This is a genomic window from Streptomyces sp. NPDC002896 (genome assembly GCF_040295225.1).
In the GTDB taxonomy this organism is placed as follows: domain Bacteria; phylum Actinomycetota; class Actinomycetes; order Streptomycetales; family Streptomycetaceae; genus Streptomyces.
The window spans coordinates 36246-51507 of record NZ_JBEOVA010000016.1; the positions used below are offsets into that span (position 1 = coordinate 36246).

Here is a 15262-nt window from a genome sequence, read left to right on the forward strand (position 1 = left end):
TGTGCGCACCCTCCCCCCAAGCTCTCGGCTTCGCTCGAGCAGGGGGGACCCCCAACGCCCTGCGGAACGCCTGCCCACAACGGTCGGTCGGAGTGCCTGCCCACAACGGCATGCGAGTTCGAGATCTCGTACGCCCCGCGAACTGCATCCCCGCACGTCAGAGCGCGGATCCCTCAAAGGGGTACAAGTCTCCCGTCAGGCCACCCCGCCTCTTGGTGCTCAGTCAATTACGTGTAAAACTCATCTGTCGCAATGAACAACGCGCACGCGCGAGTTGGGGAGAACCGCGCCTGCGCCAGGGGAGGGGATGGTTGATGGCGCACGTGCGCCTCAAGGGCACCGGACGACACCGCGCGGTGAAGCCGGTGAAGGGCGGACGCCAGGCGGTGGCCCTGGCCACCGTGCTGTCGGCGGCGGGGATCCAGGCAGTCGGCACAGCGGGGACGGCCAGCGCGGCGGACACGCCGACCTGGACGGAGGGCCCGATCTTCAACGACCCGCTGGGCACCACCGACCAGCAGTACGCGATCCGCACCCGGTTGATCGAGCTCACCAACGCCGCCCTGCCCGGCTCGACGATCAAGGTCGCCGTCTACCACGTGTGGGAGGCGTCGGTCGTCAACACCCTCGTCAACGCCAAGAACCGCGGCGTGAACGTGCAGATCCTGCTCGACGAGTCCAGCATCAGCGACCGGCCCACGAACACCTCGTACAACACGCTCGCGGCCGCGCTCGGCACCAACACCAAGCTGTCGTCCTACGTCACGACCTGCCCCGTCGACAAGTCCTGCATGGGCAACCCCAAGGACGGGGTGTCGATCATGCACAACAAGTTCTGGCTGTTCTCGGCGGTCCAGGGCGCGACGAACGTCGTCGTGCAGACGACGTCGAACTCCACGCCGTCGGCGCACACCAGGTTCTTCAACGACGCGCTGCTGCTGCCGAACAACCCCACGATGTACGACGCGTACTCGGACTACTTCGTGGAGATGGTCGGCAAGAACTGGGCGGCCTGGGACTACCGCTCGGTCAGCAACGGCCTGTACAAGGCGTACTTCTTCCCGCGGGCCGGCTCCACCAGGGACTCCGACACGGTCTACTCGGTGCTGAACAACGTGCAGTGCACGTACAAGAACTCCGCCGGAGTGACGCAGAGCACCAAAGTCCGTGTCGCGATCTTCAAGCTCACGCGGCAGGCCATCGCGGACAAGCTCGTCTCGCTGAAGAAGGCCGGCTGCTCGGTCAGCGTCGTCTACGCCGAGTCCGACAGCGTGAAGAGCTCGGGCTCCAAGGGCACCTGGGAGGCCCTCCACACGACCGGCGGCCCCTCTGTGAGCTGCTACAACGACGATCGGGACCCCACGGACCCGACCAAGAAGCTCACGACGCCGTTCATCATCCACTCGAAGTACGTGCTCGTTGAAGGCATGTACGACGGCAAGGTGAACAAGGTCAGCTTCGTCGGGTCGGGCAACTACACCGGGCCCGCGCTGCGTGAGAACGACGAGACGATCGTCAAGGTCGACGACGACTCGGTGCACGACGCGTACCGCGTCCACTTCGACCGTGTGCGGTCGGTCGCCTGGCCGGGCACCGCCGACACGACCGACCTGTGCAAGGGCGTCAAGCCGCTGCCGCAGGACGGCGAGAAGCCGACGACCTGAGGCGGAGACGTCGGCACGGCCTGGAGCTGGTGACGGGGCTCGAGGTGAGGCGGGGACGGGCTCGGGGAGGGCCGGTTTGACCCCTCACTTCGGGCCCCGTAACCTTGACCGTCGGCGTGTCCACTGATGCGCCCCACCCCTGTAAACCCTTTCCTCCCGGATTCCGGGGATTCCAAGGTTCTACCGCGGATTCCAGGTTCCAGGGAGAGGCTGTCCGTGCGGGCGGCTGGACTGCGGGGGTCCCGTTTCGAGCCAGAGAGAGAGATCCGCGTGTACGCCATCGTGCGCAGCGGTGGTCGGCAGCACAAGGTTGCTGTCGGCGACATCGTTGAGGTTGACAAGATTTCCACTGCCAAGGCTGGCGACACGGTAGAGCTCTCTACCCTGCTGCTCGTCGACGGCGACACCGTGACCAGCGACCCGTGGGTGCTGGCCGGTATCAAGGTTCAGGCCGAGGTCGTGGACCACACCAAGGGCGCGAAGATCGACATCCTGCGCTACAAGAACAAGACCGGCTACCGCCGTCGTCAGGGCCACCGCCAGCAGTACACGGCGATCAAGGTCACTGAGATCCCCACGGCTGCGAAGTAAGGGACTGAGGAGAGATGGCACACAAGAAGGGCGCATCGTCCACTCGGAACGGTCGCGACTCGAATGCTCAGCGGCTCGGCGTGAAGCGCTTCGGCGGTCAGGTCGTCAACGCCGGTGAGATCCTGGTCCGCCAGCGCGGCACCCACTTCCACCCGGGCGCGGGCGTCGGCCGCGGCGGCGACGACACGCTGTTCGCGCTGCAGGCCGGTGCGGTGGAGTTCGGTACCCACCGTGGCCGCAAGGTCGTGAACATCGTTCCGGTCGCCTGACCTCAGGCACCCGTAGAACGGTTCTTTCGCGAGGCGGACCTCACTTCCCGTACGTACTCCGTACGGGAAGCGGGTCCGCCTTTCGCGTGTTGAGACGTAAGACATTTCCCGTACGTACGTGACTGTGCGTATCCGCAGTCGTAACTGGAGGCACATCCCATGACCACCTTCGTGGACCGCGTCGAGCTGCATGTCGCCGCGGGTAACGGAGGTCACGGCTGTGCCTCCGTCCACCGCGAGAAGTTCAAGCCCCTCGGCGGCCCCGACGGGGGCAACGGCGGGCGCGGCGGTGACGTGATCCTCGTCGTCGACCAGTCCGTGACGACGCTCCTCGACTACCACCACAGCCCGCACCGCAAGGCCACCAACGGCAAGCCCGGCGAGGGCGGCAACCGGTCCGGCAAGGACGGCCAGGACCTGATCCTGCCCGTGCCGGACGGCACGGTCGTCCTCGACAGGCAGGGCAACGTCCTCGCGGACCTGGTCGGCCACGGCACGTCCTTCGTGGCGGCCCAGGGCGGCCGCGGCGGGCTCGGCAACGCGGCGCTGGCCTCGGCCCGCCGCAAGGCGCCGGGCTTCGCGCTGCTCGGCGAGCCGGGAGATCTGCAGGACATCGTCCTGGAGCTGAAGACCGTCGCGGACGTGGCGCTTGTCGGCTACCCGAGCGCGGGCAAGTCGTCCCTGATCTCCGTCCTCTCGGCCGCCAAGCCGAAGATCGCCGACTATCCCTTCACGACGCTCGTCCCGAACCTGGGTGTGGTGACGGCGGGCGAGACCGTCTACACCATTGCCGACGTGCCCGGCCTGATCCCGGGCGCCAGCGAGGGCAGGGGCCTGGGCCTGGAGTTCCTGCGGCACGTGGAGCGCTGCAGCGTCCTCGTGCACGTCCTGGACACCGCCACGCTCGAGTCGGACCGCGATCCCGTCTCCGACCTCGACGTCATCGAGGAGGAGCTGAGGCAGTACGGCGGCCTCGACGGCCGCCCGCGGATCGTCGTCCTCAACAAGATCGACGTACCGGACGGCAAGGACCTGGCCGGGATGGTTCGCCCGGATCTTGAGGAGCGCGGCTACCGCGTCTTCGAGGTGTCCGCGGTGGCCCACATCGGCCTCAAGGAGCTGTCGTACGCGCTCGCCGAGCTGGTCGCGCAGGCGCGTGCCGCGAAGCCCAAGGAGGAGGCGACCCGTATCGTCATCCGCCCGAAGGCCGTGGACGACACGGGCTTCACGGTCGTGCAGGAGGAGGACGGTCTCTACCGCGTCCGCGGCGAGAAGCCCGAACGCTGGGTGCGCCAGACCGACTTCAACAACGACGAGGCCGTCGGCTACCTCGCCGACCGTCTCAACCGCCTCGGTGTCGAGGAGGAGCTGATGAAGGCGGGCGCCCGCTCGGGCGATGGTGTGGCCATCGGTCCCGAGGACAACGCGGTCGTCTTCGACTGGGAGCCGACGATGATGTCCGGCGCCGAGATGCTCGGCCGCCGGGGCGAGGACCACCGCTTCGAGGCGCCCCGCCCCGCCGCGCAGCGGCGCAAGGACCGTCAGGCGGAGCGGGACGAGGCGGAGCGGGAGTACGACGACTTCGAGCCGTTCTAGGCGGCCTCAGGCCGTTCCGAGCCTTCAAGAGCGCCCTGGCCGGTGGCCAGGGCGCTCTCGTGTCAGACCAGCGCGTTCTTGTAGAACAGGTTCGAGCGGCGGTCGCCTGCCGCTCCTGAGGCGAAGCCCAGGAAGAGGCGGACCTCGCCGGCGACCGTCTGGTAGATCGCCAGGCCCTCCGGCTCGCGGAAGTCGAGGGTCGAGCCGGCCTGCGTGAGGACCGGCCCCTGCTTGATCGTGCCGGTGTTCATGTCGATGCTGGTGACCTCGGAGTTCACCACGCCACCGCTCGCGTCGTACGAGGTCCCGGTCAGCACGTACAGGTACTGGCCGTACGCCGCGTACCCCTGGAACGTCGACGACAGCGTCGGCAGGCTCGGCTGCTTGAAGTCCGCCAGCGGGGAGCTGAAGTCGCCGTTCGTCGCGTCCGCGAGGTCGTAGACCGCGATGTGCTTGCCGTCGCTCAGGTTGTAGCGGACGATCAGCCGGTTGTTGACCGGGTCGATGGAGCAGGTGTGCTCGGTCGCCGTGGACACCGGCGTGTACTTCGTCAGCGCGGACGACGTGTTGGACAGCGTCGTGCCGCTGGTGAACTTGAAGCGGGCGAGCTTCTTGCCGTACCCGTTCGAGTTCGCCTCCGCCTCGGTCCACAGGTACGTCGACGTGCCGACGCCCTGCGCGCCGAAGGCGACGCCGTGGCCGAAGCCTGTCAGATGCATGTAGCCGATGTAGTTGCCGTCGAAGTCGAGCTGGGTGATGCACAGATCACCGGCGGTCTCGGCGGAGCCGTCGCGCCGCTGCGCCACGAACAGCCGGCGGTTGACGTTGTCGTACGCGAAACCCTGCTGCACGGTCACGTCGTGCAGCGACTTGCCGCGGAACAGGTCGTACGACGGCTCCGTCAGGTCGAAGCGCTGCGACGTCGGGACTGCGGCGGATGCGGCGCCCGCGCCGAATCCGAGGCCGAGCGCGGCCACGCCGAGCCCGGTGCCCGCGCGCAGCAGTCCTCGCCTGCTCAGGGAAGTTCGCGGCTCGTGTGTCATGGGTCTCCTCCTGCGTGGGGGCGAAACGATCAGGCGTGACCCTATGCGAAGGGCCCCGGGAGAGTGCTCCCGGGGCCCAACTGGCTGTGCTCGCCTAGGCGTTGACGGAATCCTCGGTGTCGTTGACCGAGTCCTCCGCGCCGTTCGCATCCGGCGCGAAGTCCTCGGCGTCGGCGGCGCCGCGGGGGGAGGGGATCTCCGCGGCGAGACGCGAGGCCATCCGGGCGCGCCGATCGTCGGCCTTGGCGCACAGGGCACGCGCAGCCTCGTCGAAGCGGACCAGGGACGGCGGGTCGGAGGGGCCCAGCAGATGTTCCTTGAGCTCCGTGCGGGCCTCCGTGAAGCGGTCCTTCTCCGGGGCGCGCACGGACTCCAGGAGCGACGGGACGCCGTCGGCCTCGGGCGTGAGGATCGTCGCGGCCCGCACGGTCGGGAAGCCCGCCCGGAACGCGGCCTCGGTCATGCCGGAGGTGTTGGCGACGGCGTAAGGCTTCTCGCTGGACAGCCAGTCGGAGACCACGCTGGAGACGTCGCTGATCAGCAGGTCCGCCTGGTTGAAGCAGGCGAAGATGGCCGGCCGGGCGTCGGTGATGATCTGGTGCTCCCACTCGGGGAACGACGACCAGTACGCGGTCTCCCAGGCCGCCGTGGCCTTGGCGATGGCGGCGTCGCGGTCGCCCTGCGGGGCGCCCTGGAGCAGCATGCGCTCCATCTCGTCCGCGCTGGCGCGGAAGGCGGTGGAGGTGAGCTTGTCCAGCTCGGCGGTGCGGCGGGCCAGCTCGGCCGCTGCCTCCGGGCCGGGGCGGGCACCGGACCGCTTGGTGTTCGCCTCACGGATCATCGCCATGATCCGCTCGTTGGCGGCGCCCGCCCGCGGGTCGACGGAGCCGGTCATCGGGTGCGGCTTGTAGAGCAGGCACACACCGTCGTCGGCGAGGAGCTGCCGGACGATGCTCTCGCCTGCGAGGACCACCGAGGTGTTGCCCGGGTTGCCGTCCCAGCCCTCCCAGGTGGGGGCGTACAGCACGGTCGTGTACGTGCCGGTGGGCGGGCCCGCGTACGGGCGGATCGGCGCGAGCTGGGGGCGGCCGACCTCCACGATGTCCTTGTCCTCGACGCCGACCTCGGCGAGCGCGTACCGCTCGCGCGCCGCCGGGCCCGCGACCCACACCTCGTCGTACGCCTTCGCGTACGGGTTGCAGGAGGACAGCTTGTCGCTCTCGCCGTGGTTGATGAACGCGTGCTTGATCGTGGGGATGCGCAGCACCTGCGAGGTCTTACCGGAGTTGGCCGGGTGCAGCATCATCTTCAGCGTCGAGTTCTCCAGGGAGAACATCGTGGCGACCTTCGGGAAGCAGATGACCGGCACGTCGGTGGCGTCGATCTTCTGCACCATGAACCGCTCGCGCAGCACGATCAGCGGCTTCTCGAGCCGGGAGAGGGTGGAGAGCCACATGTTCGCCTGGTACGCCGAGGTCGTGCCGCCCGAGAAGTACATGGCGACCGTCGGCTGGTAGTCGGCCAGCCACTTGTCCAGCCACTCCATGACCTTCTGCTCGCTCTTCGCCCGCTTCTTCGGCAGCAGCCAGGTCCCAAGGTGGAGGGTGCCGAGGAGCATCAGCGCGAGCGAGACGCCAAGGCCGATGCCGCCCCAGTACGCGGCCTTGGTGGCCGCGGTGATCAACAGGCCCGCGGTCGCCGGGACGGAGAAGAGAAGCAGGCGATGGCTCGCGCGGCGGGCCAGGATGCGCGGCGGCGAGGTGGTCAGCCGGAGCGCCGAGGCGTCGATGTTGCGGGTGACGATCGGCAGCGTGCGCGTGCGGCGCACCAGCACGGCGACACCCTGGCAGGCGAAGTGCAGCAGGTAGACGCAGAGCAGCGCGACGGTGAGCGGAGCCTGCCCGCTGAGCGGGTCGACGCCGTCGATGTGCAGCAGGCCCACCACGATCAGCATGTCGCGCAGGAGCTGGCGCACGGTGACGTCGAAGCGGACCTTGGCAAGGAGCGAGAGCATCCCCGGCTGCTTGTGCTGCAGATACGTGTCGAATGCGAGACCCGCGGCTGAGGCGGCGATGAACACCGGGAGGTTCGGCAGCAGCGCGCCGACGAGCTGCGCTGCGAAGAGCGCGAACATCGCGGACGGCGCGGAGAGCTGCACGATGCGGCGGGGGGCGAGTCCGGCGGAGGGCACGGGCAAGGCTCCTGGCGGGGGGTCGGATGCTGGGACGCGTGGCGGTCATGTCGACGGACATGACGAAAGGCTGACCACTGACCGTATGACTTTCGCACCCTGGCAAGCAATCTTGAGTGAGAACAATCACCGCAAAGCAGATGAAAACGTCACTAGTTGGTGACTGCTTTCACTCTCCTCTCAGTGGACCTTCACGTGCTGTTCAGCAGCGCTCATATGTCCTCGGTGATCGTCACCGGGTCCCTCGGCGACCGTCCCCCGTCTCTCCCGCCGCCGTCCGCCCCTCGGAATGCGAGGGCGTCCCAGAACCCCTCTCACGTAAATTGCAAGGAGAGTAGAGGACCTGAGCAGGTCGGAACAGTGGGGTAGCGCGTGTCAGCGGCAAGGCAGGAAGTGGCGGACGCCCGCAGGGTCGTGGTCAAGGTCGGTTCCTCGTCCCTGACCACCGCGGCGGGTGGGCTCGACGCGGACCGCGTGGACGCCCTCGTCGACGTCCTGGCCAAGAGCAGAAGCGGCGGAGAGAAGGAGATCGTCCTCGTCTCCTCCGGCGCCATCGCCGCCGGGCTCGCCCCGCTCGGGCTGCGCCGTCGTCCCAAGGACCTCGCCCGTCAGCAGGCCGCCGCCAGCGTCGGCCAGGGCCTGCTGGTCGCCCGCTACACGGCGTCCTTCGCGCGCTACGGCGTACGCGTCGGTCAGGTGCTGCTGACCACCCACGACACCAGCCGCCGCTCCCACCACCGCAACGCGGCGCGCACCCTCGACAAGCTCCTCGCGATGGGCGCGCTGCCCGTCGTCAACGAGAACGACACCGTCGCCACCGACGAGATCCGCTTCGGCGACAACGACCGGCTCGCCGCCCTCGTGGCCCATCTGGTCCGCGCCGATCTGCTGGTGCTGCTCTCCGACGTCGACGGCGTGTACGACGGCGATCCCAGCAAGCCCGGCACCTCGCGGATCGCGGAGATCCGGGGGCCAGAGGATCTTGAGGGCGTCGAGATCGGGAGCGCCGGCAAGGCGGGCGTCGGCACCGGCGGCATGGTCACCAAGGTCGAGGCCGCCGGCATCGCCACAGCGGCCGGCATCCCGGTCGTGCTGACCAGCGCGTTCGACGCCGGCGACGCCCTGGCCGGCCGCGACACCGGCACGTACTTCCACCCCACGGGACGCCGCTCCGCGGACCGGCTGCTGTGGCTGCAGCACGCCTCGGCCCCGCAGGGCGCGATCACCCTCGACGACGGGGCGGTGCGCGCGGTGGTCGAGCGGCGCAAGTCGCTGCTGCCCGCGGGCATCGCGGCGGTCGAGGGCGAGTTCGCGGCGGGCGACCCCGTCGAGCTGCGGGACACCGCGGGCCGCGCGGTCGCCCGGGGCCTCGTGAACTTCGACGCCAAGGAGATCCCCCAGCTGATCGGCCGCTCCACCCGCGAGCTGGCCAGGGAACTCGGACCGGCGTACGAACGCGAGGTCGTACACCGGGACGATCTGGTCGTATTGCACCCGTAAACGGCTGAAAGCCCCGCCTCCGGCGGTGGACGTTCCGTAAAAGCACCACACGACGGCCCTCGGGCTGCTCAACTTCTGTGCAGGAAGGTTCACACGACCACTGCGTGAAGGAGGCCGTCGTGAGACGCGTGCGCCCAGGAGCGGCGGCCCGCGGTGGGAGCTCCTCCCGTGCCTTCGGTCCGGCGGGCGAGGGACGGGCGCTGACCAGTGTCGCGGCGGGGGAGACCTACGAGGGCGGGCAGGCCGACGGGCCACCGGCCCCCCGGCTCTGGCACGTCACGCTGAGCGTCTCGGGGGCCGAGGCCCCGCTGAAGGACGTCCGCCGCGCCCTCGAACAGCTCGCCCACGACCACCCCTTCCTGCTCACCAGCCGGTACGCGAACGATCACGCGGAGATCCGGTACTGGGAGGAGGCCCGCGACCTGCACGATGCGGCCGCCGTCGCGCTGCGCCTGTGGGGCGAGCACCGGCAGAGCGCCAAGCTGCCGCCCTGGGAGATCGTCGGCCTAGAGGTCATCGACCGCGACACGTACCACCAGCGCATCGCGGAGGGCCACGGACCGCTGCCGGCGAGCCCGGTGGGAGTGCATCCGTTCTAGCGCGGCCGTGGCCGGGTGGGCGGATCGGGGCGCAAGCGGCCACCGGACGGTGGCCTGTCTCGGTTTGTGGGACATCGGCTGGGATGGCCCACGTCGTCGCACTACCCTTCCCCCATGACCTCGCTCCTGCCGTACGACAACCTGTCCCCCGTCACCCGGGCCGCCTACCAGGCCAGGGCCGCCGCCGAGCAGCTCGCCCCGCTGCCGCGCGCCACGAAGGACGACGCGCTGCTGGCCATCGCGGACGCGCTGGAAGTGCGTACGGCCGAGATCGTCGAGGCCAACGCCGAGGACATCGCCAAGGCCCGCGAGGCCGGCACCAGCGAGGCGATCATCGACCGGCTGACGCTCACCCCCGAGCGCGTGCGGGCCATCGCCTCCGACGTGCGCGACGTCGTCTCCCTGCCCGACCCGGTCGGCGAGGTCGTCCGCGGCTCGACCCTCCCCAACGGCATCGACCTGCGCCAGGTCCGCGTCCCGCTCGGCGTGGTCGGGATCATCTACGAGGCCCGGCCCAATGTCACCGTCGATGCCGCCGCCCTGTGCCTGAAGTCCGGCAACGCGGTGCTGCTGCGCGGCTCGTCCTCGGCGTACGAGTCGAACACAGCCTTGGTGCGTGTACTGCGCGACGCCGTGCACGGCGCCGGGCTGCCCGCCGACGCCATCCAGCTCGTCCCGGGCGAGAGCCGCGAGTCCGTGCACGAGCTGATGCGCGCCCGCGGCCTCGTCGACGTGCTCATCCCGCGCGGCGGCGCCTCGCTGATCAAGACGGTCGTGGAGGAGTCCACGGTCCCGGTGATCGAGACCGGCACCGGAAACTGCCACGTTTACGTGGACGCGCAGACCGACATCGACATGGCCGTCGACATCCTGATCAACTCCAAGGCGCAGCGGGTGAGCGTGTGCAACGCCGCCGAGACGCTCCTGGTCCACCAGGACATCGCTGACGTCTTCGTCCCGCGCGCCCTGGACGCCCTGGCCGAGGCGGGCGTGACCGTCCACGCCGATCCGCGGATCCTGGCCTACGCAGAGCGGTCGAAGGCCACCGTCGTCGAGGCCACCGCCGACGACTGGGAGACCGAGTACCTCTCGTACGACATCGCGGCCGCCGTCGTCGACTCGCTCGACAAGGCCGTGGAGCACATCCGGCTGTGGTCCTCCGGGCACACGGAGGCGATCGTCACCACCTCGCAGCAGGCAGCCCGCCGGTTCACCCAGTTGGTGGACTCCACGACGGTCGCCGTCAACGCCTCGACGCGGTTCACCGACGGCGGCCAGTTCGGATTCGGCGCCGAGATCGGCATCTCCACACAGAAGCTGCACGCCCGCGGCCCCATGGGCCTGCCCGAGCTGACCAGCACGAAGTACATCGTCACCGGCGACGGGCACACCCGCTGAGCGGTATCCGGCCCGGGCACGTGCCCTGCGCATGAATTCTCATACCGTCTGCCCAAAATGACCCCCCAGGTCTACTCTGGTTCCGTGCCGGAGGACGTGGGGGGCACGCCGTTTCCCGACGGCTGGGAGCCCGACGACGACCACGACCGCGGGGGCGCGGACGAAGAGTTCGCCACCGTGGTCTTCGACGAGGACTTCATCCGCTCGGCAGCCTTCCATGAGCCCACCGCGGTGGAGCGGCTCGTGGCCGCCGCGCAGGCGCGTGCCGAGGCATCGGAGGCCGAGGCGCGCCGGGCGGGTGCCAGAGGCCCGGGCGCCGACGACGACCTCTACGACGACGGCTTCGGCACGGACGACGACCCCGGCTTCGGCCATGACCGGGACTTCGACGACGACCTGTACGACCCGGACTTCGTCGAGGACCGATACGGGCGGACGGGAACCTATACGGGCCACGCCCGCTGGCACCGCCCCGTCGCCTGGATGCTCGCCCTGGTGATGGGCATCGGCATGGTCGCCCTGGCCTTCACCGCGGTCTACCGCGGTGCCTCCTCGGGCGGCAGCCAGGACGTTCCTCCGCCGCCCGCGTCGACCGGACTGGAGCAGGGAGCGGACGATCCCGTTCCGACCAGCCCCTCCGCGTCCGCCGACTACTCCCAGCCGGCTGTCTCGGCCGTCCCGCGCACGCCCTGAGGCCCTCCCGCGGGCCCGGGCGCCGACGCTTGTGCGGACCCGTCGGAATTCATGGTGAGAACCTGTCAGAACTTGGCGCGCAGCAGGGCGTTTACCTGGGAGCTCGGAGACCTACTCTGAATGTATGGGCGGGCCTGGAGACCCACCTGAGGGGGTACCCGAGGGAGCTCCCGGCGGTGGTGAAGACGAGTACCGATCCGTCGTGTTCGACGAGTCGTTCGTTCGTGCTGCCCGCCTCCAGGAATCCTCGGCGCGGGAGCGGATGACCGATCACGCCCCGGCCGTGCGGCGGCGCCCGGCGCTGCGCCGCGGTCTGTCCCGGCAGGCCCTGATCCTCGTCCTGCTGATCGCCCTCGCCTTCGGCACCGCCGTCTACATGGGCGTACGGCACCCCTACCAGGCGCCGGCGACCGCCCAGCACACCGAGCCGCTGCGCATGACGGTCATCCCGCTCGCCCCGCACGATCCCGTACCCGGCGCCGCCGACACCGCGAAGCTGTTCGCGCACAGCAAGGCCGCGGACTTCCGGGTCGGCGCCGACGGCATCACACTGCCCGCGTCCCGGCGCACCGCGCACTTCTCCGACAGCCAGGTCGTGACCGCGCTGACCACGGCGAAGGACTACCTGGTCGAGTCGTCCCTGGACCCGGAGGTGCTCACCGGCGGGCCCGTACGGTCCGTGCGGATACTGCTCGACCCGCAGCAGCTCGACCAGTTCGACCAGAGCTTCGACCACCCGGCAGCCGACGGGCGGCATGCGGCCACCGGCTGGCTGGTGCGCTTCGACCCGGCCAAGGCGCAGCTCGCCGCCCCGGGGATCCGTGTGCAGGGCACCATGAGCGCCGTCGAGACGGATTCGGGCACGCTCGAGGTGACCTCCGACCACACCTTCGTCTACGCCCTGCGGCCGGCCGGCGCCGACGGCGACGAGAAGGCCTCGCTGTTCACCGTCCGCCGTGAGCTGCAGTTCCGCTTCGACCGCGACGACCTGCGGATGCACCAGGCCGAGGTGGTCGTCTCGTATCTGCAGGCCGGACCGCTGTCCTGCTCCGTGGACTCGGCGAACCGGCTGCAGCCGCTGCTCGCCGGCCAGACGGCGAAGGCGGGCGGCCCCGCGGCCGGTACCGATCCGTTCGCGACCGACAGTGCGGCCTCGCTGTGCGGGACGCTGGCGCCGGGCGCGCAGCCGAACCTCTCCTAGTCGTCCCTGTCCTGGTTTCCCCGTTCCCGGTCTCCCTCAGGGTCGGCCTTCGCCGTGTTACCGAAGCCGCCGAACGTGTTGCGGACCCGGGCACCGAGGTCGCCCGCGCCGCCCGCGATGTCCGTGACCAGCTTCATCAGCGGGTCCTTGGACTGGCGTACCTCGTCGGCGTAACCCGCCGCCGACTCGCGGAAGGAATCCGAGACCGAGGTGTCCTTGTCCTCGCTGCGCCGCGGGTAGTGACCGTCCATGATCCGCTGGTGGTCGCGGGACTCGGACCACTTCTTCAGCTCGGCCGCGCGCACCGCCGTGAACGGGTGCGTGCGCGGCAGGACGTTCAGGATCTTCAGCACGGAGTCGCGCAGGTCGCCACCCGCCTCGTACTCCTCGGCCTGGGCCAGGAACGCGTCCACGTTCATCTCGTGCAGATGGTTGCCGCCCGCGATCTTCATCAGGCCGCGCATCGAGGCCTGCAGATCCTGGCCCACCAGGAGCCCTGCGCGGTCGGCGGACAGCTCCGACTTGCGGAACCACTCGCGCAGCGCCGTCACGATCGCCATGATCGCGAGGTTCCCGAGCGGGATCCAGGCGACCCGGACCGCCAGGCTCGTCAGGAACAGCAGGATCGTGCGGTACACCGAGTGGCCGGAGAGCGCGTGGCCCACCTCGTGGCCGATGACCGCGCGCATCTCCTCCTCGTCGAGCAGCTCGACGAGACCGGTCGTGACCACGATGATCGGCTCGTCCAGGCCGATGCACATCGCGTTCGGCTGCGGGTCCTGGTTGACGTACATCGGCGGGACCTTCTCCAGGTCCAGGATGTAACAGGCGTCCCGCAACATGTCGTTGAGGTGCGCGAACTGTGCGTCGGACACCCGCACCGAGTCGGACAGGAACAGCAGCCTGAGGCTCCGCTCGGGCAGCAGTCCGCTGAGGGCCTTGAAGACGGTGTCGAACCCGCTGAGCCTGCGCAGGGCCACCAGCGCCGAACGGTCCGCGGGATGCTCGTACGCCCGGGACGATATCTCCGGAAAGCGCCTGCGCTGCCTGCCGGGCACGTTGTCGTGGCTGTCGTCGGTCATGCCGTCCCCCATGTCCTCTGTGTCCGTCGCCCGTCTGTCCGCCGCGGCGTACGGCTGCTCCGGCGGCCCCCGAGATGGTGTCCACATTAGGCGGAGTTACCGTGGCGGGGCAGCAGACCTGGGGCAGCAGACCTAAGGAGTCCGCCATGGAGCACGTCAGCGCAGCCGCCTGGCTCACCGAGGCTGCGAACGCGGCCGCACAGCAGGAACAGCAGGGAGCGGGCAATCTGCTGCGCACCGTGCTGGTCGTCGCGATCGTGGGCTCCGTCCTGCTCGCCTGGTTCCTGCTGCGGGGGTACCGCAGGGACGGCGGGGGCGGCGACGGCGGCAGCGGCGGCACCGGGGCCGACGGCGGCAGCGGCAGCGGCACTGGTGGCGGCGGCAACTGATCCCGCGCCGGGCGCAGACGCCCTTCGTTCCATGTCGCAGATGCCCATGGGACAGGCGGGGCGCGGCCCGTCCCGTCGGCAACACCTGAGTCGGCGTGATCGCGGACGAGACCGGCGCTTACGATGGGCGCGAAGTCATTTCCCGATCCCACCTCCGGATAGGTCCTGCTGACGATGAGTCTCTACAGCACCGCAGCCCAGCTGGCCCCCCTCGCTGCCGAGGGCGAGCACGGCGGCAACCACGAAAGCCTCAGCCCGCTCCTCACCGGTGGCGGTGCGCTCTTCGTCCTGCTCCTGCTGCTGTGGATCACCACGCGCTTCAACCGGGACCGCTGATCCCCGGGCCCCGGGCCGTGGCCCTCGCGGCCGGAGCCGGCCGGCCGGGCCGGTAGGGTCTGCACGCATGGGAGAGCAGGACATGCCTACCGGTACCGGCCCGGTGAGTACGGCCAAGCGTCGCCTCGGCGTCATGGGCGGAACGTTTGACCCGATTCACCACGGCCATCTGGTGGCCGCCAGCGAGGTCGCCGCCCAGTTCCACCTCGACGAGGTGGTGTTCGTACCGACCGGGCAGCCGTGGCAGAAGACCGACCGCAGGGTCTCCCCGGCCGAGGACCGCTATCTCATGACGGTCATCGCGACCGCCGAGAACCCGCAGTTCTCCGTGAGCCGCATCGACATCGACCGCGGCGGGCCGACATACACGGCCGACACCCTGCGCGATCTGCGCGCGCTCAACCCCGACACGGATCTGTTCTTCATCACCGGCGCCGACGCGCTCGGCCAGATCCTGACCTGGCGGGACACGGACGAACTCTTCTCCCTCGCGCACTTCATCGGCGTCACACGCCCCGGCCACCCGCTGGCCGACCCGGGCCTGCCGGACGGCGGGGTCTCCCTGGTGGAGGTGCCGGCGCTGGCCATCTCGTCCACAGACTGCCGTGCGAGAGTCGCCAAGGGCGACCCGGTCTGGTACTTGGTGCCGGACGGCGTCGTGCGCTACATCGACAAGCGCAAGCTGTACCGCGGCGAGTGAGCCGAGAGGG

At 69.7% G+C, this 15262-nt stretch carries 15 protein-coding genes; 12 read left to right on the plus strand and 3 right to left on the minus strand.

The features are described from left to right. Window positions 1-314 precede the first annotated feature (314 nt). The 4 genes from ABT009_RS27635 to obgE all read left to right on the plus strand — a co-directional run bounded on the left by ABT009_RS27635 (window position 315) and on the right by obgE (window position 4120). Window positions 315-1664, plus strand: coding sequence for a phospholipase D-like domain-containing protein (locus ABT009_RS27635; protein ID WP_351300438.1), 1350 nt, complete (start codon window positions 315-317; stop codon window positions 1662-1664). A gap of 270 nt (window positions 1665-1934) precedes the next feature. Further along, window positions 1935-2255 (plus strand): 50S ribosomal protein L21, encoded by a 321-nt coding sequence (gene rplU, locus ABT009_RS27640; protein WP_067272111.1) that lies wholly within the window; start codon window positions 1935-1937, stop codon window positions 2253-2255. A 14-nt stretch (window positions 2256-2269) separates the two neighbouring features. Then, on the plus strand, window positions 2270-2524 hold the full coding sequence (gene rpmA, locus ABT009_RS27645) for a 50S ribosomal protein L27 (RefSeq protein WP_023550764.1): 255 nt from the start codon (window positions 2270-2272) through the stop codon (window positions 2522-2524). Between the two features lie 159 nt (window positions 2525-2683). Next, on the plus strand, window positions 2684-4120 hold the full coding sequence (gene obgE, locus ABT009_RS27650; protein WP_351300441.1) for a GTPase ObgE: 1437 nt from the start codon (window positions 2684-2686) through the stop codon (window positions 4118-4120). Window positions 4121-4182: 62 nt separating this feature from the next. On the opposite strand, the gene ABT009_RS27655 is transcribed toward obgE, so the two are convergent. Further along, window positions 4183-5163: a phage baseplate protein gene (locus tag ABT009_RS27655; protein ID WP_351300444.1), complete on the minus strand. Its 981-nt coding sequence runs from the start codon at window positions 5161-5163 to the stop codon at window positions 4183-4185. Window positions 5164-5257: 94 nt separating this feature from the next. Next, window positions 5258-7354, minus strand: a complete 2097-nt coding sequence (locus ABT009_RS27660) for a CDP-glycerol glycerophosphotransferase family protein (RefSeq protein WP_351300447.1) — start codon at window positions 7352-7354, stop codon at window positions 5258-5260. 372 nt (window positions 7355-7726) lie between these two features. Between ABT009_RS27660 and proB the strand changes: the two genes are divergently transcribed. From proB to ABT009_RS27685, 5 genes are all read left to right on the plus strand, one after another. Further along, a complete protein-coding gene (gene proB, locus ABT009_RS27665; protein WP_351300450.1) occupies window positions 7727-8854 on the plus strand; it encodes a glutamate 5-kinase in 1128 nt (375 codons plus the stop codon). A gap of 128 nt (window positions 8855-8982) precedes the next feature. Further along, window positions 8983-9453, plus strand: coding sequence for a DUF8830 family protein (locus ABT009_RS27670; RefSeq protein WP_351300766.1), 471 nt, complete (start codon window positions 8983-8985; stop codon window positions 9451-9453). 114 nt (window positions 9454-9567) lie between these two features. Continuing rightward, the gene (locus tag ABT009_RS27675) at window positions 9568-10851 is read left to right on the plus strand and encodes a glutamate-5-semialdehyde dehydrogenase (protein WP_351300453.1); all 1284 of its coding nucleotides are present in this window, start codon (window positions 9568-9570) and stop codon (window positions 10849-10851) included. Window positions 10852-10935: 84 nt separating this feature from the next. Then, window positions 10936-11544, plus strand: a complete 609-nt coding sequence (locus ABT009_RS27680; RefSeq protein WP_502989966.1) for an SCO2584 family spore wall biosynthesis protein — start codon at window positions 10936-10938, stop codon at window positions 11542-11544. Window positions 11545-11668: 124 nt separating this feature from the next. Beyond that, complete coding sequence (locus ABT009_RS27685) at window positions 11669-12745, plus strand: SCO2583 family membrane protein (protein ID WP_351300459.1); 1077 nt, start codon at window positions 11669-11671, stop codon at window positions 12743-12745. Here the strand turns inward: ABT009_RS27685 and ABT009_RS27690 are convergent. Continuing rightward, entirely contained in the window at window positions 12742-13839 is a 1098-nt protein-coding gene (locus tag ABT009_RS27690; RefSeq protein WP_502989967.1) for a M48 family metallopeptidase, read from the minus strand. The two genes, ABT009_RS27685 and ABT009_RS27690, sit on opposite strands and share 4 nt — an antisense overlap. Before the next feature lie 134 nt (window positions 13840-13973). Here ABT009_RS27690 and ABT009_RS27695 point away from each other — a divergent pair, with 134 nt between their 5' ends. From ABT009_RS27695 to nadD, 3 genes are all read left to right on the plus strand, one after another. Further along, window positions 13974-14216 carry a hypothetical protein gene (locus ABT009_RS27695; RefSeq protein ID WP_351300809.1) on the plus strand — a complete coding sequence of 81 codons (243 nt, stop codon included), beginning with the start codon at window positions 13974-13976 and terminating at the stop codon, window positions 14214-14216. A gap of 174 nt (window positions 14217-14390) precedes the next feature. Continuing rightward, window positions 14391-14552 (plus strand): hypothetical protein, encoded by a 162-nt coding sequence (locus ABT009_RS27700; protein ID WP_351300465.1) that lies wholly within the window; start codon window positions 14391-14393, stop codon window positions 14550-14552. A gap of 67 nt (window positions 14553-14619) precedes the next feature. Further along, on the plus strand, window positions 14620-15252 hold the full coding sequence (gene nadD, locus ABT009_RS27705) for a nicotinate-nucleotide adenylyltransferase (RefSeq protein WP_351300468.1): 633 nt from the start codon (window positions 14620-14622) through the stop codon (window positions 15250-15252). Window positions 15253-15262 lie beyond the last annotated feature (10 nt).